16 protein-coding genes and 1 tRNA gene are annotated in these 21,897 nt (G+C 63.3%); all 17 read left to right on the top strand.

Translation table 11 applies throughout. The features are described 5' to 3' along the window. Positions 1-595, top strand: a 595-nt coding sequence (locus B5G28_RS11340; RefSeq protein ID WP_144066528.1) for an MFS transporter, incomplete at its 5' end; no start/stop codon positions are given. Between the two features lie 171 nt (positions 596-766). Next, entirely contained in the window at positions 767-2,668 is a 1,902-nt protein-coding gene (locus B5G28_RS11345; protein WP_087248885.1) for a flavocytochrome c, read from the top strand. Beyond that, positions 2,665-3,045: a NusG domain II-containing protein gene (locus B5G28_RS11350; protein WP_087248888.1), complete on the top strand. Its 381-nt coding sequence runs from the start codon at positions 2,665-2,667 to the stop codon at positions 3,043-3,045. Before B5G28_RS11345 ends, B5G28_RS11350 begins: the two co-directional genes overlap by 4 nt. 367 nt (positions 3,046-3,412) lie before the next feature. Beyond that, a complete protein-coding gene (locus B5G28_RS11355; RefSeq protein WP_087248890.1) occupies positions 3,413-5,107 on the top strand; it encodes an HlyD family efflux transporter periplasmic adaptor subunit in 1,695 nt (564 codons plus the stop codon). 4 nt (positions 5,108-5,111) lie between these two features. Next, positions 5,112-5,891: an ABC transporter ATP-binding protein gene (locus tag B5G28_RS11360; RefSeq protein ID WP_087248892.1), complete on the top strand. Its 780-nt coding sequence runs from the start codon at positions 5,112-5,114 to the stop codon at positions 5,889-5,891. After that, positions 5,882-7,090 (top strand): ABC transporter permease, encoded by a 1,209-nt coding sequence (locus B5G28_RS11365; protein ID WP_087248894.1) that lies wholly within the window; start codon positions 5,882-5,884, stop codon positions 7,088-7,090. The genes B5G28_RS11360 and B5G28_RS11365 overlap by 10 nt, the downstream gene beginning before the upstream one ends. A gap of 36 nt (positions 7,091-7,126) precedes the next feature. Then, positions 7,127-9,157 (top strand): S-layer homology domain-containing protein, encoded by a 2,031-nt coding sequence (locus B5G28_RS11370; RefSeq protein ID WP_087248896.1) that lies wholly within the window; start codon positions 7,127-7,129, stop codon positions 9,155-9,157. Next, complete coding sequence (locus B5G28_RS11375) at positions 9,154-9,984, top strand: phosphoribosyltransferase family protein (protein WP_162612615.1); 831 nt, start codon at positions 9,154-9,156, stop codon at positions 9,982-9,984. Before B5G28_RS11370 ends, B5G28_RS11375 begins: the two co-directional genes overlap by 4 nt. A 21-nt stretch (positions 9,985-10,005) precedes the next feature. Then, entirely contained in the window at positions 10,006-10,476 is a 471-nt protein-coding gene (locus B5G28_RS11380) for a hypothetical protein (protein WP_087248898.1), read from the top strand. A 78-nt stretch (positions 10,477-10,554) separates the two neighbouring features. Further along, positions 10,555-10,632 (top strand) — tRNA-Pro (locus B5G28_RS11385). A gap of 186 nt (positions 10,633-10,818) precedes the next feature. Further along, positions 10,819-12,048: a chloride channel protein gene (locus B5G28_RS11390; protein ID WP_087248900.1), complete on the top strand. Its 1,230-nt coding sequence runs from the start codon at positions 10,819-10,821 to the stop codon at positions 12,046-12,048. Positions 12,049-12,220: 172 nt separating this feature from the next. After that, positions 12,221-13,321, top strand: coding sequence for a sporulation protein SpoIID (locus B5G28_RS11395; protein ID WP_242967592.1), 1,101 nt, complete (start codon positions 12,221-12,223; stop codon positions 13,319-13,321). Positions 13,322-14,367: 1,046 nt separating this feature from the next. Next, the gene (locus B5G28_RS11400) at positions 14,368-16,851 is read left to right on the top strand and encodes a glycosyltransferase family 2 protein (protein ID WP_087248902.1); all 2,484 of its coding nucleotides are present in this window, start codon (positions 14,368-14,370) and stop codon (positions 16,849-16,851) included. 14 nt (positions 16,852-16,865) lie between these two features. Next, positions 16,866-17,663, top strand: coding sequence for a glycosyltransferase (locus B5G28_RS11405; RefSeq protein WP_242962189.1), 798 nt, complete (start codon positions 16,866-16,868; stop codon positions 17,661-17,663). A gap of 200 nt (positions 17,664-17,863) precedes the next feature. Further along, positions 17,864-18,751, top strand: a complete 888-nt coding sequence (gene rfbA, locus B5G28_RS11410) for a glucose-1-phosphate thymidylyltransferase RfbA (protein WP_087248906.1) — start codon at positions 17,864-17,866, stop codon at positions 18,749-18,751. Positions 18,752-18,766: 15 nt separating this feature from the next. Then, positions 18,767-19,681 carry a dTDP-4-dehydrorhamnose reductase gene (gene rfbD, locus B5G28_RS11415; protein WP_087248908.1) on the top strand — a complete coding sequence of 305 codons (915 nt, stop codon included), beginning with the start codon at positions 18,767-18,769 and terminating at the stop codon, positions 19,679-19,681. 144 nt (positions 19,682-19,825) lie between these two features. Then, on the top strand, positions 19,826-20,890 hold the full coding sequence (gene rfbB, locus B5G28_RS11420) for a dTDP-glucose 4,6-dehydratase (protein ID WP_087248910.1): 1,065 nt from the start codon (positions 19,826-19,828) through the stop codon (positions 20,888-20,890). Positions 20,891-21,897 lie beyond the last annotated feature (1,007 nt).

The following is a 21,897-nucleotide window of genomic DNA, read 5'->3' on the forward strand; positions in this document are numbered from 1 at the left end:
ACCCCAAACCGCCCCCAAAGGCCCCGACTTCACCCCCGGCCAGATGCTCCGCACCCGGCAATACTGGCTGTGCACCGCGGCGGTCTGCTTTTCCACCCCGGCGGTGCTGCTGTTCAGCCCCATCATCCTGCGGCTGGGCGTCCAGCGGGGGCTGGAAGAGGGCCAGGCCGTCTGGGCGGTGGTGCTGGGCAGCGTGGGCAGCACCGCGGGCCGCCTGCTGATGCCCCTGCTCAGCGACCGGATCGGACGCCGCACCACCGACCTGATTCTGTTCGGGGCGTCGGGGGCCCTGTCGGCGGCCTTCGCCTTTGCGGGGGGATGGGCCGTGGTGGGGGTGTATGCGGGGCTGACCTTCTGCTATTCGGCCCTGGCGGCGGTGCTGCCCGCCTTCTCCACCGACCTGTTCGGCCTGCCCCACGCCGGGGTGAACTATGGATTCCTGGCTTTGGGCCAGAGCGCCGGGAGTCTGGCGTTCCCGCTGGCGGCCCGGGCCCTGGGCCTGGAGGCCGGACGCCACGGCCTGGCTCTGGCCGCCGCAGCCGCCGGCTTCGCCTGCATCTGGTTTGTAAAGCCTGTGGAAGAAAAGACCCCTTGAATCGAAAAAAATTCAAAAAAGCTACAAAATAAAATCAAATCACCTCCACACCTTGACAAGTGCATAGCAATTCGATACAATCTGCACAGACAGCCCGGCAGGACGGGCATGACTGTGCGCCGCAAAGGCGTCCGCACAGGGCACATGGTAAGTAAGAAAGGAACAACAGACATGAGAAAACGCATTGCAGCCCTCGCGCTGGCAGCGGTTATGGCTTTTGGCCTGACTGCCTGCGGCGGGAGCGACTCCTCCTCGACGGCCGCTTCGGGTGAAGCCGGCGTGTCGGGCGAGTTCACCGGCACCGCCCAGGGCATGGGCGAGGTCACCGTCACCGTCACCCTGACCGACGGCGCCATCACCGACTGCGTCATCGAAGGCCCCGATGAGACCGAGGGCATCGGCTCGGTGGTCATCGAGAACGCCGTGGACGAGATTGTCTCCAATAACAAGGGCGCCATCGACGTGGTCAGCGGCGCCACCATCACCTCCGACGCTGTCAACGAGGCTCTGGCCGCCGCTCTGGCTGCCGCCGGCCTGGATGCTGCCGACTTCACCGGCGAGGCTTCTTCCGAGGCCGCCGAGGACCAGGTGGTTGAGGCCGACATCGTTGTGGTGGGCGCCGGCGGCGCCGGCATGACCGCCGCCATCGCTGCTGCCAACGAGGGCAAGAGCGTGGTCATCGTGGAGAGCCAGGCCATGGTGGGCGGCAACTCGGTCCGCGCTACCGGCGGCCTGAACGCTGCCAAGACCCCCGCTCAGGACGAGAATGAGTTCAATGAGGCCGCCGGCGTCGAAAAGACCCTGGCCACCGCCGCTGAGAGCTACGCCGACAACGAGACCATCACCGCTCTGGCTGCCACCGTGGCCCAGCAGTGGGCTGAGTACCAGGCCAACCCCGTCGGCTACTTCGACTCGGTGGAGCTGATGGAGCTGGACACCATGATCGGCGGCAAGGGCATCAACGATCCCGCCCTGGTGGAGACCCTGTGCTCCAACTCTGCCGACGCCATCGTCTGGCTGTCCGAGCAGGGCATTGACATGCCCAGCGTTTCCAGCTTCGGCGGCGCATCCGTCAAGCGCATCCATCGCCCCCTGGACGACGAGGGCAAGGTCGTCTCGGTCGGCAGCTACATGATTCCCCGTCTGGAAGCCAAGTGCAAGGACGCCGGCGTTGAGATCATGCTCAACACCACCGCTACCAAGATCCTGACCGACGCCGAGGGCGCTGCCGTGGGCATCGAGGCCACCGGCAAGAACGGCGGCACCGTCACCGTCAACGCCAAGGCCGTCATCCTGGCCACCGGCGGTTTCGGCGCCAACCTGGAGAAGGTTGTGGAGTACAAGCCTGAGCTGGCCGGCTTCATGACCACCAACGCCGCCGGCGCTCAGGGCCAGGGCATCGACATGGCCGTGGCCATCGGCGCTGGCACCGTGGACATGGACCAGATCCAGATCCACCCCACCGTTGAGGCCAACACCGCCGCCCTGATTACCGAGGGCCTGCGCGGCGACGGCGCCATCCTGGTGAACGCCGAGGGCAACCGCTTCACCGACGAAGTGGGCACCCGCGACGTGGTTTCCGCCGCTGAGATCGCTCAGACCGGCAGCTACAGCTGGCTGGTCATCGACCAGGCCATGGTGGACGCCTCCAGCGTCATCCAGGGCTACATCAAGAACGGCTACACCGTGACCGGCGAGACCTATGAGGAGCTGGCCGAGGCCATGGGTGTGGACGCAGCCGCTTTCGCCGCCACCATGGAGAAGTGGAACGCCTGCGTTGAGGCCGGCAAGGACGAGGAGTTCGGCCGCACCAGCTTCGCCAACCCCCTGAACACCGCTCCCTACTACGCCATCAAGGTCACCGCCGGCGTGCACCACACCATGGGCGGCCTGACCATCAACTCCAACACCGAGGTTCTGGCTGGTGACGGCACCGTCATCAAGGGCCTGTACGCAGCCGGCGAAGTCACCGGCGGCGTCCACGGCGCCAACCGTCTGGGCGGCAACGCTGTGGCTGACTTCACCGTCTTTGGCCGCATTGCCGGCGAGCAGGCCAGCGCTTACGTTGGATGAGCAAACAGCCTGAATCCAAAGCCAGAAAACCCCGCAGCTGGCAGGTCAACGCGGCATTCGCCGCGGTGGTCCTGCTGATCGCCGGGGGGCTGTGGCTGATCTTTGGCCGGCCCGGCGCTTCGGGCCAGAATCTGGTGGCGGTGGCCGATTTCGGCATGGGGGCCGTGGAAACCATCCCCCTGGACGCCGATTGCGACTATTACTATGAGGTGGGCGGCTACATCGTCCATCTCCAGGTAAAGGACGGCGCCATCGCATTTCTGGACAGCCAGTGCCCGGACCACGTCTGCGAGGACTTCGGGTGGCTGAGCCAGGAGGGACAGTGGGCCTGCTGCGTCCCCGCAGGGGTTTACGTCTCCATCGAAGAGGCCGCCTGACCCGGCCCAAATCAACCAACAGACAGGGGCTGCCGCCCGCAAGCGGCGGCCCCTGTTTTTTGTTTTGGGGCGGACGGGTGAAACCGGGTCCTTAAAAGGGATGAAAGTTAACAGGATGGCCCTGGGAGGCCGCCCTGACCTGCACAGAATATGGTATAACTGTGAAATCAGGATGAAAAAATGGAGAGATACAAGGCTGTCTTTTTAAAAATTTTATGAAAGAAAAGTTGTTTTGCTTGTCTCCCCCCGCCGGTGTGTTATAATAAGAGAACAATCCATGGGGTTTTAGGGTGGATTGTGTCCGGACGGCTGGTCCGGGCATCGCCGCCCCGGCCTCTGAGAGACAGCAGATCAGGAGGAATAATACATGACCTGGAAGAAAAAGAAGGGTGAGCCTGCCGGCCAGGAAGCGCCGGCCCAAGGCGGCGCAGCCGCCGGGTTCAGCCTGGGCAAGTATAAAAATTATCTCAAGTGGATCATCCCGCTTGTTGTCGTGGTGGTGGTTGTGGCCATCGCCGCCTTTGCGAACAACCTGAACAAGAGCAAAAAGGTGGATGTGGCCCCTGAGTACACCCAGGCTTCGGTGACCCGGCGCACCATCTCCCAGACCCTGAGCACCACCGGCACCCTGAGCGCTGCCAACAGCTACACTGTGCGCTCTCTGGTGGCGGGCGAGATCCTCACCTCCAACTTTGAGGAGGGGGACGAGGTGCAGTCGGGCCAGCAGCTGTACCAGATCGAGAACAGCGACGCCTCCGCCAACGTGGAGCAGGCTCAGCTGAATCTGGAGCAGGCCCAGCGCAACTACGACACCATCGCGGACTACCGCTATGTCCGCTCTCCGGTGGCCGGCACCGTCTACACCCTGAAGGTCAAGGTGGGCGAGGAAGTCACCAGCGGCCAGGAAGTGGCCGTGGTCCAGGACGCCAGCCAGATGGTCCTGCAGCTGACCTTCCCCTCGGCGGACGCCGCCAACTTCTCGGTGGGCCAGACCGCCCAGATCACCCTGGACGGCACCTTTGAGGTGCTGAACGGCACCGTCACCGAGGTGTCGGGCAGCGACGTGCTGAGCTCGGGCAACGTGCTGGTGCGCACCGTCACCATCACCACCCCCAACGCCGGCACCCTGAACACCACCCAGTCTGCCACCGCCACCATCAACGGCATCAGCTCCACCAACAGCGCCACCTTCAACTACAAGGAACAGCGCACCCTGACGGCCTCCACCGCCGGCACCGTGGCCTCCATCTATGTGCCCGAGGGCGGCCAGGTGACCGAGAACGGCATCGTGCTGGAACTGGCCGGCGACAAGCTGGAGGAGACCATCCAGAGCGCCTACGAGAGCCTGCGCAGCCGGGAGATTTCCATGCGCAACGCCCAGGAAACCCTGGGCAACTACACCATCAACGCCCCCATCAGCGGCACCGTCATCCAGCGCAACTACCAGCAGGGTGAGTCGGTGGAGAGCGGCAAGGACCTGTGCATCATCTACGACCTGAGCTACCTGGAAATGACCATCAACATCGACGAGCTGGACATCAACCAGATCACGGTGGGCCAGAGCGTGTCGGTCACCGCCGACTCGGTGGACGGCGTCTTTGAGGGCGAGGTCACCCGCGTGTCCATGGTGGGCACCACCACCGGCGGCACCACCACCTATCCCGTCACCGTCCAGGTGGACGAGTACGGCGATCTGCGCCCCGGCATGAACGTCAACGCTGAAATCGTGGTGGAGCAGGCCTCCGACGCCATCGCTGTGCCCAACGCCGCCATCGAGCGGGGCGACTATGTCCTGGTGACCACCGCGTCCCCCAGCGCCGCCAACGCCGACCCCGAGATGACCGCCCCCGAGGGCTACGTCTATGTGTCGGTGGAGACCGGCGTCAGCGACGACAACTACACCGAGATCACCGCCGGCCTGCAGGAGGGCGATATCATCGGCTACGTCTCCAGCAGTACCTTCAGCTACGATGACTACAACAGCTACGGCTCTGAGATGAGCGCTGCGGTGCCGGTGGGCGTCATCGCCCTGCCGGGCAATACCCTCCGCGGAGGAAAGTAAATTCATGAGTGCATTGATCGAATTCAACGAGGTGTGCAAGTTCTACCAGATGGGCGACACCGTCGTCAAGGCCCTGGACCACGTCACCATGAAGATCGAAAAGGGTGAGTTTGTGGCCATCGTGGGCCAGTCCGGCTCGGGCAAGTCCACCTGTATGAACATCATCGGCTGCCTGGATGTCCCCACCGCCGGTACCTACAAGCTCAACGGCCGGGACGTGGGCAGGATGAAGCGGGGAGAGCTGGCCGCCATCCGGAACGAAATGCTGGGCTTTGTGTTCCAGCAGTACAACCTTCTGCCCAAACTGAACCTGATGGGCAACGTGGAAGTGCCCATGATCTATGCCCGGGTGCCCCGGGCCCAGCGTCATGCCCGCGCCAAGGCGGTGCTGGAACAGGTGGGTCTGGGGGACAAGCTGCGCAGCAAGCCCAACCAGCTGTCGGGCGGCCAGCAGCAGCGCGTGTCCATCGCCCGGGCCCTGGTGCGCAACCCGCCCCTGATCCTGGCCGACGAGCCCACCGGCGCTCTGGACAGCCATACCGGCCGGGAAGTGCTGGGAATGCTCCAGGAGCTGAACCGGGAGGGCCACACCGTTATCCTGATTACCCACGACAACTCCATCGCCATGCAGGCCCCCCGGATCATCCGGCTGGAGGACGGCCGCATCGTCTACGACGGCGACGCCCGCTCTCCCGAGGCCTTTGTCAGCCCGGTGATCGAGGCTGCCATTGAGGACTTGCAGAAAAAAGCCGCCCAGGAAGGAGGCGAGGCTGCATGCTCCTGATCGATACCTTTATCCTCGCTCTGAAAAACATTTGGAGCAACAAGATGCGGACCATCCTGACCATGCTGGGCATCATCATCGGCGTCACGGCGGTCATCGTCATCGTGGGCCTGGGCAACGGCATGACCGAGTCGGTCCGCGAGAGCTTCTCCTCCATGGGCATCAACAGCATGTCGGTGTCCATCTGGGGCCGCGGCTCCTCCCGCAACGCCACCGTGGAGTATATGTACCAGGTGGTGGAGGACAACCGCCAGTACCTGAGCGCCATTTCCCCCAACGTCCAGATCGGCAGCCAGGTGGTCAAGGAAGGCCGCGACGTCTACCGCTATACCGGCGTGTACGGCGTCAATGAGGACTACATCTCCATGGCCAACTACACCATCGCAGATGGCCGCGGCCTGCAGTACATGGACATCAAAGAGAACAAGTACGTCTGCGTCATCGGCGATTACCTGGCCCGGGAGGCCTTCAACGGCAACGCCGTGGGCGAGGACATCAAGGTCGGGTCCTACCGGTTCCGGATCGTGGGCGTGCTGAGCCCCAAGTCCAACGACCCCGAGCTCCAGGAGGGCGGCGAGGACGACCGCATTTATGTGCCCTACACGGTGGCTCTGCGGATCAACCAGAAGAGCATCGTGGATACCTACACCGTCATTATGGCGGATGAGAACTACGCAAACCAGGCCAAGGCCGCCGTGGAGAGCGCCCTGTACGCAATTTACGAGGATGAAGACGCGTATTATGTATACAGCATGAGCGAGCTGCTGGAGCAGATGAACCAGACCATCAGCATGGTGGTTATGGTCCTGACCCTCATCGCAGGCATCTCTCTGCTGGTGGGCGGCATCGGCATTATGAACATCATGCTGGTGTCGGTCAGCGAGCGCACACGGGAAATCGGCATCCGCAAGGCCATGGGCGCGCGGGAAACCACCATCCTGTTCCAGTTCGTGGTGGAGGCGGGCACCACCTCGGCCCTGGGCGGTTTGATCGGCATTCTGCTGGGCTACAGCCTGTCGGCGGCGGCCACCGCGGCGGTTCCCCTGATTATGCCCGGGGAGGCCGTGACCATCAATCCCGGCACCACCGCGGTGCTGGTCTCCTTCGGCATTTCGGTGGGCATCGGCGTGATCTTCGGATTCCTGCCCGCCCGCCGCGCCGCCCGGCTCAATCCCATTGAGGCGCTGCGCTACGAATAACGCCTGCCCCCAGAACGAACTATGAGGAGAACAAACATGAAAAAAAGACTTTTGTCCCTCCTGCTGGCGGTCTGCATTCTGATCCCGGTGCTGGCGCTGCCGGCCTCGGCGGTCAACAGCAATGTGGCCATCCAGACGGCCCGCACCATGGGCATCCTGACCGCCCAGACCGCCGAGGAGCTGAACGCTCAGGTGACCCGCGGCGAATTCGCCCGGATGCTGACCCTGATCTCGGCCTACCGCGAGACGGTCAACGAGCAGACCCAGGTGGGCAGCCTGTTCACCGACGTGAACAGCTCCACCGAGTACGCACCCTACATCCGCATCGCGGTCCAGCAGGGCTGGATGACCGGTTATACCGACGGCAGCTTCCGCCCCAATGACCCCGTCACCCTGGAGGCCGCCTGCGCCTCCGCCCTCAGCGTCCTGGGCTTCACCGCCGCCGACCTGAGCGGCGCATTCCCGGCCGCCCAGCTGAACAAGGCCTCCGAACTGGGCCTGCGCAGCGGCCTGAACCGCCGCCAGGGCGAGGCCATGACCCTGACCGACTGCGCGGTGCTGCTGTACAACACCCTGATCGCCACCAACAAGAACGGCTCGGTCTACGGCAACACCATCGGCCTGACCATCTCGGGCGGTCAGGTGGACACCTCCACCATCCTGGCAGCCAGCCTGAAGGGACCCTTTGTGGCCGCTGCCGGCGAGGTGCTGCCCATCACCCCCACCACCGTCTACCGCAACGGGGAACTGTCCTCGTCGCCCACCCTCAACATCAACGACGTCTACTACTACAGTGAGAGCCTGAACTCCCTGTGGATCTACACCACCAAGGCCGCCGGCCGCATCACGGCCGTGTCTCCCAACGCCGCCGCCCCCACCTCGGTGACGGTGGCCGGCGTGACCTACCAGATCGGCAGCACCGACGTGGCCTACCGCATTTCGTCCCTGTCGGGCGGCGGCGTGGGCCAGGTGGTGACCCTGCTGCTGGGCATGGAAAACGTTGTAGTCGGTATTCTCACCGGCGAGGAGGTGGACCAAAGCTACTACGGTGTAGTGCAGTCCTCCAGCCGGTCCCTGATTACCGACAACGGCGCTGACATCATGCAGACGGTGAAGGTGCTGTGCACCGACGGCGCCGTCCGCAGCGTCCGCGTCAACAAAAACCTGAATTATCCCACCGGCTGGCTGGTGTCCATCACCTCCAGCCCCGAGGGCGAAGTCCTCGACTCCATCGGGGAGAAAAAGGTCACCGGCACCATCAGTGCCGCCAACCGCACCCTGGGGGAGTACAAGCTGGCGGATGACCTGGAAATCCTGGACACCACCCCCGACGGCAGCGGCAAAACCATCCGCCTGGACCGTCTGGACGGGGTGACCCTGTCCAGCGGCGACGTCCGCTATTACGCCCTCAACGACCGGGGCGAGATCAACCGCCTGGTGCTGGACGACGTCACCGGCGACGTGTGGACCTATGGCTGCCTGATGGCCTGGTCCACCAACAAGTACAACTCGGTCACCGACAACCTGACCAGCATCCAGCCCAGCGATGTGCTGATGCAGATGGTGTCGGGCCTGCTGACCGGCTCGCTGCTGAATGACATCTGGAACGAGCTGACCGGCCGCACCGGGCGCTGGACAAGCCTGGCCCTGGGCCTGCTGGCCGACAACACCAGCGGCCTGCTGAGCACCGTGCTGGGCACGGTGGCCGGCGGCGCCAACTATACCTACATGACCGGCACCTCCGCCACCACCTCCACCACCAACGTGCTGTACCCGGTCCTCACCGGCGGCATCGGCGTGCGGTATGAGGCCAACGGCGCCGTCCGGGGCATGGTCCAGCTGCAGCCCATCATGATCCAGGATCTGGGGGCCGCCTCGGTGACCACCACCACCGGCCAGCGCTATGAGACCGCCGACGATATGCAGGTCTACCTGTGGCACATGGGTGTGTACTATCCCACCCTGCTGCCCACCATCAACTCGGAGGACTACTTCCTGGTTGGCTGGGTGGACTCCTGCACCGCCGGACACCAGGTCCGTGTCCTGACGGCCCTGAAGAAAAATTGATCCGTGACGCCGGGCTGGGGCAGTACAGCCGGGGCGCCCTGCTGTTCCGGCAGGCGTGCCAGCTGATCTGTCCCCGGCGGTGCCCCTTCTGCGGGCGGGTGCTGGGGTTTGAGCCCTGGTGCGCCGACTGTGAGGCCCGGCTCAAAGGGGACCGCCGCATCAGTCTGGCCCGGCCCCGGCCGCTGGACGGCCTGAAAACCGTTTCGGTGAGCTGGGCCGCCGTGCCCTACTGGTACGAGGGCCTTGTCCGCCGCAGCCTGATCTGCGCCAAGTACGAAAACCAGCCCTGGACGGCGGTGCAGCTGGGCTGCCTGCTGGTCCGGGAGCTGTTCGGCGTGGAGATCCAGATCCGGGGCGGGGTGGAAGTGCCCCGGCCCGGGCCCCGCATCCCCACCGAATGCGACCTGGTGGTGCCGGTGCCTACTTCGGGGCGGGGGAGAGCCTACAACGTGCCCTCCCTGCTGGCGCTGCCCGTGGCCCAGGGTTTGGGCATCCCCGCCGACCTGCAGGCCCTGCGCCGCCGGTATGTGGGACAGCCCCAGGTTGCCCTCCACCGGGCGGAACGCCTGGTGAACGTCATCGGCCTGTTTCAGGCCGATGCGGACCGGGTGGCGGGACGGCGGGTCCTCTTGATCGACGATGTGGTCACCACCGGTGCCACCGCCGCGGCCTGTGCCCAGGCTCTGCTGGCGGCCGGCGCCGAGTCGGTGGCCTTTGTCGCGCTGGCGACGCCCCGCAGCGACACCACCATCCCCGTCCTGCCGGGCATCCCCTTTGACCAGGAGGCCGGGCCGGAGGACGAGGAGACCGAGATCCAAGACTTTTGACGAAAGGGGTACAGCAATCCGATGAATCCGAGAAAACAGAGGTTTTACATTGCCGCCGTGGTCCTGATGGGCGTCATCGCCCTGATTTATTCCATGGTGGGCAGCCCGGTGGTGCTGTGGCACAACCACCAGCTGAAAACCACCCTCACCGGCCTCACCGACCAGTCCATCACCCTGGAACAGGCGGTGCCTTTCAGCTGGGATGAGGTGTACAGCTTTGCGCCCTACACCAGCCTGGAGGAAATCGAGGCCACCATCGGCACCGAGAGCTACAACCTGTCCGAATCCACCAGCGAGGGAATGGTGCAGCTGGTGTTTATGGACGAGGGGGCGGTGGCCGCCGCCGTCTGCGATACCCCCGCAAATCTGGGCTACAACCTGATTTTCTCGGACTGGGAGGGGAACGCCGCCCATCTGACCTACGGGGAGAATGTGTCCTTTGAGGTCCGCGCGGAGGACGGCGTCACCGTGCTGGAACAAATCGCGGAATAAAAACCCAAAAAAACCCTTGACAAAGCCGGCGGGTTCCGGTATAATAATGGAGCTGTGAGCGACAGCACACAGCTTTATCCGGGTGTAGCGCAGTTTTGGTAGCGCGCTTGAATGGGGTTCAAGAGGCCGTGAGTTCGATTCTCGCCACTCGGACCAGACCGCCGGTTCCAAGCCATAAGGCTCAGGAACCGGCGGTTTTTGTTGTGCAAAAAGCCCGGCGAGGGGATTTCGGGCCTGTTTTTTCGACAGGCTGTTGCCCGCAGCGGGGGAATGTGATAAAATTTGACCGGTACGCCCGGCAAGGGGCCGGGCGATGGAATCAGGAAATGGTGGGAAGAAAGCATGAAAGATTGGATGAATCCGGAGCGGCTGAACCGCCTGAAAGGCTCGGCCATCCTGCTGGCCCTGTCAGCGGCGGTGGGCGCCATTGCCGGCGTGCTGACGGCGGTGTTTGGGCATGGCGTGCTGGCCATGACCGAGGTGCGGGAGGCATACCCGCTGCTGATGGTGCTGCTGCCGGCGGGCGGCGCGCTGATCTGTCTGGTGTACCGCCGCTGGGGCGAGGAATGCCGCCGCGGCATGGGACTGGTGTTTGACGCCGTGGAGGGCCGCCGCAAGGACGTGCCCACCCGGCTGATTCCGCTGGCGGTGGGGGCTACCTGGATCGGCCACCTGCTGGGCGCCAGCGTGGGCCGGGAAGGGGTGGCGGTGCAGATTTCCACCGCCGCCGCCAGCCTCCTGACCCCCGGCCTGGACAACCCCCGCAACAAGCGCAGCCTGCTGATGGCGGGCGTGGCGGCAGGCTTTGCGGGCCTGTTCCGCACCCCGCTGGCGGCGGTGTTCTTTGCCCTGGAACTGTTCCACACCGGCGTCATGGAATACGAATCCCTGCTGCCGGCCCTGGTGGCGGCCCTGACGGCTTCGGCGGTCAGCGGGGCGCTGGGGGTCAACCCCCCGGTCAGCGGCCTGAGCGCCGCCGTCCCCGCCTTCACGGTGGAAACCATCATTGGGCTGGTGGTGCTGGGCATTGCGGCGGGCCTGGCGGGCCATCTCTTTGTGGCCCTGCTCCACGGCCTGCATCACCGGCTGGAACAGTGGCTCCCCAACCCCTACCTGCGGATTGTGCTGGTGGGCACGCTGGTGGCCCTCTTTGGCCTGGTGACCGGCGGCCGCTACAACGGCCTCAGCGAGGAAATCACCGCCATCGCCCTGGCGGGCGGCCAGCTCTATGCCTGGGACTGGCTGGCCAAGCTCTGCCTGACGGCGGTCTGTCTGGCCGCCGGGTTCCAGGGCGGCGAAGTGGCCCCTCTGTTCACGGTGGGCGCGGCCCTGGGCGCCGTCCTGGCCGGGCCTCTGGGCCTGCCGGTGGAACTGGCCGCCGCCATGGCCTATGCGGCGGTGTTCTCGGCCGGAACCAATACCTTCGCCGCCGCCATCCTGGTGGGCCTGGAATTGTTCGGCGGGCAGTATTTTGCCTGCCTGTTCCTGGTCTGCACCGTGGCCTACGCCTGCAACGGCAGCCATTCCATCTATCCCCAGTGCCCCTTAAATTACGGGGAAGAGAAGCACTGAGAACATTTGCAGAAAAATACATCTTCCGTCCGCCTGTTTCTGCCCGATCCGGCAGGAATGGGCGGATTTTTTGCGCCGGCCCCGCCAGAGGGCGCGTTAAAATTCAGCCTTGTCTCCAAGTCGGGATTATGTTACACTTTCTTTAACAAAAAGCACAGGAAGGTGAACTGGTTTGAAGATCAAAACGCACATCGCAAAGCGGCTGGCGGCCCTGGCGCTGGCCGGGTTCATGATCGCATCGGCGCCCCAGGCGCTGGCGGCAGACACCATCGGCGGGGCCGACACCGCCCAGATCCCCGTCTCCCAGGAGCTGGAGCAGGAAAACTGCATCAGCTGGCTGCTGGACCTGTTTGGCCTGGGCAGCAAGGACAAGATCACGGTGGACTACCTGAACGTCAAGGGCCAGGGCCTGCGGCGGAACGTCCGGCTGAACCTGGTGGACTGCCTGGTGGGCATCACCTACACCGAGCTGGGCTCCATTGGCAGCTATGCCGAAATCTCGGACAAGGCCGCCGCCGAGGCCTGGAAGGCCCAGGCCATCGCCATCCACTCCTATCTGGAGTACCAGAACCAGTACGGTTCCTCGGCCAACGCCCTGACCTACACCCCGGTGGACCAGATTCCGGCCTCCACCCGGCGCAAGATGGAGGACGCCATCGAGGACGTGGCCAACCTGATCCTGGTCTATGACAACGGCCGGGGCTATTCGGTCTGCGACGCGGTGTTCTCCTGCAGCGCGGGCTACAACACTCAGACCGGCGTCTACGGCACCTGTTCGGCCCTGGACGCCTGGGGCAACGACGTGCCCTATCTCCAGAGCGTGGAGAGTCCTTATGAGGAAAAATACCACAATATTCTACGGAGAGTAGTGGGCAAGGATTACCGGATGGTGGAGTACAACGACAGCCAGCACCCGGACGAGCCCTATGTCAGTGCCGACACCAGTCACAAGAGCCTGGGCGGTTTTGTCCAGTACAACACCCTGGTGGTGAACGGGCGGAGTTACCGGTACCTGAACCAGTTTGTCAGTTCCCGGTACTGTTTTGACTTCACCGCCGACGAAAACGGCGTGCCGGTGATGGCCTATTATGGCTACGGCCATGGCGTGGGCATGAGCCAGTGCGGCGCGGTGGGCTTTGCCCAGGAGCGGGGCTACGATTACCGCGAAATCCTCTCCACCTATTACACCGGCGCGGTCCTGATGGACAGCACCGACGGCAGCATCTCTTCCGGCGGCTGGAACCTCTTCGACTGGCTCTTCTGGTGGCTCTGACCGACTTTTCTGGAAGAAAAGTCGGCAAGTTCCTTTTTCGAGAAAAAGGAACCAAAAAGCTTTCACCTGGTACCGCTGACTGCTGTGGACTTCACAAGGCCCTGCCGGCGACAAGGTTTCAGCCTCTTTAGAAGGCTCCCGGCCTGCGGCCCGGTGCGATGCAAAGCCCGTCTTGACCTGCTTTTCTCACTTGGTACTCCCTGAAAAACAACAACAAATCCCCCGCTTCTCTAAAAGAGGCGGGGGTTTTCTGTTGTTAAGGGTTTACCTACGGGCCCCGCGCCCGCCAAAGCGGGCGCACTCAGCAATCGGAGCGGCGGGCAAAAGCCGTTAAGAAAAAACCGGGCCGTCTTTTGTAAGCGCTTAAAGTTTTAACGGGCCAAGGCCGTCGTGTTTTTTTAGGATTTTGCCCAGAGCGACCACTTCTTTTGGGTCCAGGGGTCTCCCCTGGTCGTTAGGGAGGGTAGGGAGTCCAGAGGCTGCGGAGCCGAGGCGCTGTCTGCGACAGAAACAGCCGAGGCGGAGCAGGGGCAGCCGTCCAAATTTTCAAGCGGGCAGCGCCCCGCGCTGAAAATTTGGGTAACGGCAACCCGGACCTAGGGAGGGGGAGTCGAAACCCCCTCCCTCCCCCTCTGGGCCCAGCGCAGCGGAAAAAAGGGAAAAGAAAATAAGTGTTAAAGGTAGGGCGGCTGTCCTCTTGCGCTTAGCCGATTTTTGCGGCGCGCCGCGGAGGGTGCTTGCAAAAACCGGAGCGCGGCGCCAGCTTCGGCCCAGCTGTTTCGTCCTCTTGCGGTTCCCTGAATTTCCTGCGCATCAAGGATGATGCTTGAAAATTCAGACCGCTGCGCCAAGCACACCTCGCTGCTTCGTCCGTAGGACGCGGTCGCTGTGTTTGCCCTCACCAGGATAGCCAATACTGCTTGTAAAGCGTCGGGCTTTGTAGCCAAAACGTCAATTTTCGCCAGAGAATGGGTGGAAATGCTTCTCAAACGGGGGAAAATCTGGTATACTGAGATGATTGACAACGACAGGATGGGAGCGAGAAAATGCAGAGCGCAGAAGATTTGAAGAAAAAGGAGCAGGCCCGGCAGCAAAAAGAGCTGGCCCGCCTGCTGGAGCCGGAGTTTGGGCCCCGGCGGGTGCTGGTCCTGGGGGACCAGGGCCTGACCGCCGCCCTCCGCGGCCGGAATATCGAAGCTTTCGGCCTGGGCGCCGGCAAGGCAGGGGAGGACTGGCTGGACGCCGGCTACACCCTGCCCGCCGGCTGGCCGTCGGAGTATGACCTGGTGGTGATTCAGGGCGGGGACGTTCCTGCGCCCGAGGCCCTGCCGGGCAGCCGCCTGCTGTTTCTGGCCCCGGAGCCCGAGGAGGCTTCCGCCCTGCCCGTCTGGGCCGAGGCCATGGCTGCCGCCGGCCTCCGGCGGGATTTTGGATGGAAGAGCTGGGGCGCGCTGGCCGGCGCGGCCCTGTTCTGCCCTGCCGCCGGCGAGGCCCGGGACCTGACCGCCGCCTATGAGGAAAAACTGGACAGCCTGCGCATCAAGCTGGACCGGGCCGAGCAGAGCTGCCGCGATTACCAGAAGCTCACCGACCACCAGCGCAGCGAGTTGTCCGCCGCCCACGAGCACGAAAACCAGCTGGAAACCGCCCTCAATAACGTCACCGGTTCCACCTGCTGGAAAATCACCTGGCCGGTCCGCTACCTGCTCAGCAAGCTGCGGCAGCTGTGGCATACCTTCCCGCTGTTTGTCCTGCTGGCCCAGCTGCGCCGGGAGGGCTTTGCCGGTCTGGCCAAACGCCGCCAGGACGCCAAGTATTATCAGGCCCATTTCCCCGGCCGCACCTTCCAGGCCAGCCGCCTGGCCCCGGTGGACCTGCTGGTCCGCCAGGCCCAGAACCAGCCCAACGGGCCCAAAATCAGCATCGTGGTGCCTCTGTACAACACCCCGCTGAACTTCCTGACCGAGCTGCTGGACTCGGTGGTCAACCAGACCTACCAAAACTGGGAGCTGTGCCTGGTGGACGCCGGCCAGGATGAAAAGGTGGGGCAGGCCGTCCAGGCCCGCATGGCCCAGGACAGCCGCATCCGGTACCAGAAGCTGGAACGCAACGAGGGCATTGCCGGCAACACCAACGCCGGTTTCGCCCTGGCCACAGGGGAATACATCGCCCTGCTGGACCACGACGACATCCTGCACCCCTCGGCCCTGTGGTATGTGGCCCAGGCCATTGTGGAGCAGGGGGCCGACTTCGTCTACACCGACGAGGTCACCTTTGAGGGCCAGGTGGAGCACACCACCCTCTACCACCTTAAGCCCGATTTCATGCTGGACAACCTGCGGGCCAACAACTATATCTGCCACCTGAGCGTCTTTAAGGCCAGCCTGCTGGAAGCCGCCGGCGGCGGCGAGCGGGGCGAGTACAACGGCAGCCAGGACTACGACCTGTACCTCCGCCTCACCGAAAAAGCCCAGAAGGTGGTCCATATTCCCCACGTGCTCTACTACTGGCGGGCCAGCCCCACCAGTGTGGCCGGCGGCATCGAGGCCAAGCTCTACTGCCTGGAGGCTGCCGTCAAGGCCCTGTATGCCCACTATGAGCGGGTAGGGGTGGCGGTGGACGAGGTGTCCATGATTCCCGACACCCCCGGCTTCTACAAGACCGACTACACCATCCAGCATCCCGGCAAGGTCAGCATCCTGATCCCCAGCTGCGACCACTCCAAGGACCTGCGCACCTGCGTCGAGTCCATCTACGCCAAGACCACCTATCCCGACTTTGAGATCCTGGTCATCGAGAACAACAGCAAAGAGGACGAGACCTTCCGCACCTACGAAAAGCTGGAAAAACAGCATCCCGACACCTTCCGGGTGGTCCGCTGGGAGGGCACCGGCTTCAATTACAGCGCCCTGAACAACTTCGGCGCCAAGTTTGCCGCCGGTGAATACCTGCTGCTCCTCAACAACGACACCGAGGTCATCACCCCCCGCTGGCTGGAGGAAATGGTCATGTTCGCCCAGCAGGAGCGGGTGGGCTGCGTGGGCGCCAAGCTGCTCTATCCCGACGACACCATCCAGCACGCCGGTCTGGGCTTTGGCCATCTGACCCTGGCCGCCCACATGCACAAGAACTTCCAGGTGTCCAACCCCGGCTATATGGGCCGCCTGATCTACGCCCACGACGTCTACGGCGTCACCGGCGCCTGCCTCATGATCCGCCGCGACCTGTACGAGAAGGTGGGCGGCCTGGACGAGAGCTTTGCGGTGGCCTTCAACGACGTGGACTTCTGCGTCCGGGTTCGGAACGCCGGCTATCAGAACGTGTTCACCCCCTTCGCCATGCTCTACCACTACGAGAGCAAGAGCCGCGGCCTGGACGAGGCCCCCGAAAAGCGGGCCCGCTTCGTGTCGGAGGTGACCCGCTTCCAGACCCGCTGGAAAAAGGAGCTGGCCGCCGGCGACCCCTGCCTGAACCCCAACTTTGACCTGGACCGGGATGACTTCCGCATCAAGCTGCGGCCCCTGGACTGAGGAGAGGGAGGACCGTGGAATTGAATCTGTCAGCCTGTATTGTCACCTACAACGACTGTGACGAGGCCCTGCAGGCCGCCGCCTCGGTGCTGGAACACACCCGCCGCCACCCTCTGACCCTCTATCTGGTGGACAACGCCAGCCCCGACGGCACCGGCGATGAGCTCCACCAGGCCCTGAAGGACGGCCGCCTCCGCCCGGCGGAGAACCAGACCGTCCGGGTGGTGTGCCGGGCCCGCAACGGGGGCTTCGGCGCGGGACACAATACCGTCCTGCCCGAGCTGGCCAGCGACTACCATTTTATCCTCAACCCCGATATTCAGCTCACCGCCGACACCCTGTCCGACCTGGCCGAGTGGATGGAAGCCCATCCTCAGGCCGTCATGGCCCGGCCCAGCCTCTGCTTCCCCGACGGGCGCACCCAGGTGCTGCCCCTGCGCCGGTGCAGCCTGGGGGCTATGATTTACCGCCAGCTGAGCGTCCTCACCTTCCTGAAAAAGTACAACGATGCCTATGTGATGGCCGGGGAGGACCTGTCCGCCCCGCGGCAGATCGAATTCTGTACCGGCAGCTTCTCGGCGGTGAAAACCTCCGCCTTCCGGGCGGCGGCCGGCTTCGACGAGGGCTATTTCATGTACGTGGAGGACGCCGACCTCACCCAGAAGATGCTCCGCCAGGGGCAGGTGTGGCTGGTGCCCCAGTTCTCTGCCATCCATCTGTGGCACCGGGCCGCCCACCGCAGCCTGGGCCCCATGATCTGGCAGGCCCGCAGCCTCTGCCGCTACTTCCGCAAGTGGGGTTTTGCCTGGTGAGGGCACGGTTTCGTGTTGCTTTTTTGCCCCTGGCAGTGTAAAATAGAAAGAGACCCGCTTTCCTGTACGAGAGGGGCGGGCCTTTTTTGATTTTGTTTACAGCGGACGCAGCCTCCGCTTTATGATCGGGCAGGCGGCGGCCTTGGGCCGCCCCACCCGGGAGCTGCACAACTTTTGACGTTCAAAAAGGAGTGCACAAGATGAAAGGCATTATTCTCGCCGGCGGCGCCGGCACCCGGCTTTACCCGCTGACCATGGTCACCAGCAAACAGCTGCTGCCGGTCTACGACAAGCCCATGATTTATTACCCCCTGTCCACCCTGATGCTGGCCGGCATTCAGGATATCCTGATTATCTCGACCCCCGAGGATACCCCCCGGTTCGAGGCTCTGCTGGGGGACGGCAGCCAGTATGGCATCCATCTGCAGTATAAGGTCCAGCCTTCGCCCGACGGCCTGGCTCAGGCGTTCATCCTGGGCGAGGAGTTCATCGCCGGCGACTGCTGCGCCATGATTCTGGGCGATAACATCTTCTATGGCAACGGCTTCTCCCGCATCCTGAAGAATGCGGTCCACAACGCCGAGGAAAACGGCCGCTGCACCGTCTTTGGCTACTATGTCCAGGACCCCGAGCGGTTCGGCATCGTGGAGTTTGACGAAAACGGCAAGGTCCTGAGCGTGGAGGAGAAGCCCGCCCACCCCAAGAGCAACTACGCCATCACCGGCCTGTATTTCTACAACAGCAAGGTGGCCGAAATGGCCAAGCAGGTCAAGCCCTCCGCCCGCGGCGAGCTGGAAATCACCACCCTGAACGATATGTACCTCAAGCAGGACCAGCTGGACGTCCAGCTGCTGGGCCGCGGCTTTGCCTGGCTGGATACCGGCACCATGGACAGCCTGGTGGATGCGGCCGACTTCGTCCGCATGATCGAAAAGCGCCAGGGCATCAAGATCAGCGCCCCGGAGGAAATCGCCTTCAAGTACGGCTGGATCAGCCGCGACAAGCTGCTGGAGTCGGCCGAGCGCTACGGCAAATCTCCCTACGGCCAGCACCTGAAGAACGTGGCCGACGGCAAGCTGAGATACTGAGAGGGGAGGCAGTCTATGAAAATCATTGTCACCGGCTGCAAGGGCCAGCTGGGCACCGAAATCATCAAGCAGCTGCGGGAGGGCAAGAGCGAAATCGGCCCCATCCCCGAGAAGCTGCTGAACGCCACCGTCATCGCGGTGGACCTGCCCGAGCTGGATATTTCCAATTACAAGGCGGTGGATGACTATATCCGCCGGTTCAAGCCGGATGTCATCATCAACTGCGCCGCCTACACCAACGTGGACGGCTGCGAGGTGAACCACGACGCCGCCTACAAGGCCAACGCCCTGGGCCCCCGCAATCTGGCCCAGGCCGCCGAAAAGATGGGCGCCCGTCTGGTCCATGTGTCCACCGACTATGTGTTCTCGGGCCGGGAAAACGGCGGCATCCCCCAGGACGAGGCCTGCCTGCCCGACCCCATCAGCGCCTACGGCTCCACCAAGCTGATGGGCGAGAAGTATGTGGCACGGTTCTGCCACCGCCACTTCATCGTCCGCACCGCCTGGCTGTACAGCTATTACGGCAAGAACTTCGTCAAGACCATCGTCAACGCCGGCAAGAAGTTCGGCAAGCTGGAAGTGGTCAATGACCAGCTGGGCAACCCCACCAATGCGGTGGACCTGGCTCACGAAATCCTCCAGCTGTGCGTCACCCATGAGTACGGCCTGTACCACTGCACCGGCGAGGGCATCTGCTCCTGGTACGACTTCGCCAGCGAGATCATCCGCCTGGCCGGGGTGGACGCCACCGTGGCCCCCTGCACCAGCGCCGAATACAAGGCCAAGCACCCCGACAGTGCCGATCGCCCCCACTGGAGCGCCCTGGACAACCGGGCCCTGCGCTGCTCGGTGGGCAACGAGGTGCGCCCCTGGCAGGAGGCTCTGGCCTGCTTCTTTGAACACTGGGACGGCGACAACGGCATGAAATAATCCCGGCGGGGCAGGGAAGACCTGTCCTCCGGCCCAACGTCTGCAACCCACATTCCCCCGGGCAGTCCCGCGCCGTCTTGGGGGAATTTCTTTGGCGGGCCGCCCGCTGCGGCCCCGCCGCCATGCAACAGAGAAAGGAACGCTATGAAAACCTATCTGATTACCGGCTGCGCCGGCTTCATCGGCTCCAACTTCGTATACTATATGCTGAAAAAGCATGACGATATCCTTCTGGTAAACCTGGACAAGCTGACCTATGCCGGCAACCTGGAGAACCTGAAGGGCGTCGAGGGGGACCCCCGCCACGTCTTTGTCCAGGGCGACATCTGCGACAAGGAACTGGTGCAGAGCCTGTTTGCGAAGTATGATTTCGATTACGTCATCAACTTCGCCGCCGAGAGCCACGTGGACCGCAGCATCGCCAACCCGGAGATCTTCGTCCAGACCAACGTCATGGGCACCGTGAACCTGCTGCAGCGGGCCAAGGAGGCCTGGTATGACCCCGAGGCCAAGACCTGGAAAGAGGGCAAGAAGTACCTGCAGGTGTCCACCGACGAGGTGTACGGCGCACTGGGCGCCGAGGGCTTCTTCATGGAGACCACCCCGCTGTGCCCCCACAGCCCCTATTCGTCCTCCAAGGCCAGCGCCGACATGTTCGTCATGGCCTTCCACGACACCTACGGCATGCCCATCAACATCACCCGCTGCTCCAACAACTACGGCCCCTACCAGTTCCCCGAGAAGCTGATCCCCCTGATGATCAACAACGTCAAGCATCACAAGCAGCTGCCGGTGTACGGCGACGGCATGCAGATCCGCGACTGGCTGTATGTGGAGGACCACTGCAAGGCCATCGACATGGTGGCCGAGGGCGGCCGGATCGGCGAGGTGTACAATGTGGGCGGCCACAACGAGCGGCCCAACATCTTCATCGTCAAGACCATCATCAGCCAGCTGCACGACCGGCTGAAGGATGACGGCATCAGCGAGGACCTGATCAAGCACGTGGCCGACCGTCTGGGCCACGACCGCCGCTACGGCATCGATCCCACCAAGATCAAGAACGATCTGGGCTGGTATCCCGAGACCCCCTTCGAGAAGGGTATCGTCCTGACCATCGACTGGTATCTGTCCCACGAGGAGTGGATGAACAACGTCACCTCGGGCAACTACCAGAAATACTACGAGGAAATGTACAAGAACCGCTGATGGTTCCCTGAAAGCAGCCGGCCCCCTGTCTTGTAAAAGGCGGGGGGCCGGTTTTTGCGCTTTGCCCTTGAACACTCTATTTCTTTTTCCCTTTTTTCCGCTCCGCTGGGGCCAGAGGGCTGCGGAGCCGAGGCGGAGCAGGGGCAAACACAGCGACCGCGTCCGGTGGATGAAACAGGGAGCTGTGTTTGGCGCAGTGCTCCAATTTTTACAAGGGCATTCATGCCCGCAGAAAAAATTGGTTAAGCACAAGAGGACAGCGGTCTGTCTTTTGCGAGAGCGCGGCGACGCTCGAAGCAAAAGCAGGGCACCGCAACCCGGAGCAGGGAGGGTTGGCTCTCTTGTGCTTTGCCGCTCTGCCCTTGAATACTCTATTTCTTTTCCCTTTTTTCCGCTCCGCTGGGGCCAGAAGGGGAGGGAGGGCGTTTCGATTCGCCCTCCCTACCCCCTCTGGACTCCCTACCCACCCTAACGACCAGGGGAGACCCCTGGACCCAGACAGAGTGGTCGCTCTGGGCAAAAGCCTAAAAAACACTGTCATGCCTGGCTCGTTTAAACTTTCAGGGCCTCAAACGGTGGCACGGGTGTTTTTCTTAACGGCTTTTGCCCGCCGCTCCGATTGGTACCATATGCCCGCCTCAGCGGGCTGGCGGTTCGGTGAGTCTTTTGGTGCTGTAGGGCGCAGACTTTGAAATTGCAAGGTGATACCCTTTTATGATCTAAACCCACCCAACCGCCCAATAGCGGAACCCCCAGCCCTGCGGGCTCGCCCCCATGGGGCTCTAAACCAAAAACAACCCCCGCCCGGATCAACAGGGCAGGGGTTGCGGTTTTTATGGGGTTTCAGCGCGTACCAAATGAGGAAATCAGGCTAAAACAGGCTATTGTCCTCTTGCGCTTAGCCGATTTTTGCGGCGCGCCAGGGCCGGCGCTTGCAAAAACCGGAGCGCGGCGCCAAACACAGCTCCCTGTTTCGTCCACTGGACGCGGTCGCTGTGTTTGCATAC

Source organism: Faecalibacterium sp. An77, assembly GCF_002161315.1.
In the GTDB taxonomy this organism is placed as follows: domain Bacteria; phylum Bacillota; class Clostridia; order Oscillospirales; family Ruminococcaceae; genus Faecalibacterium.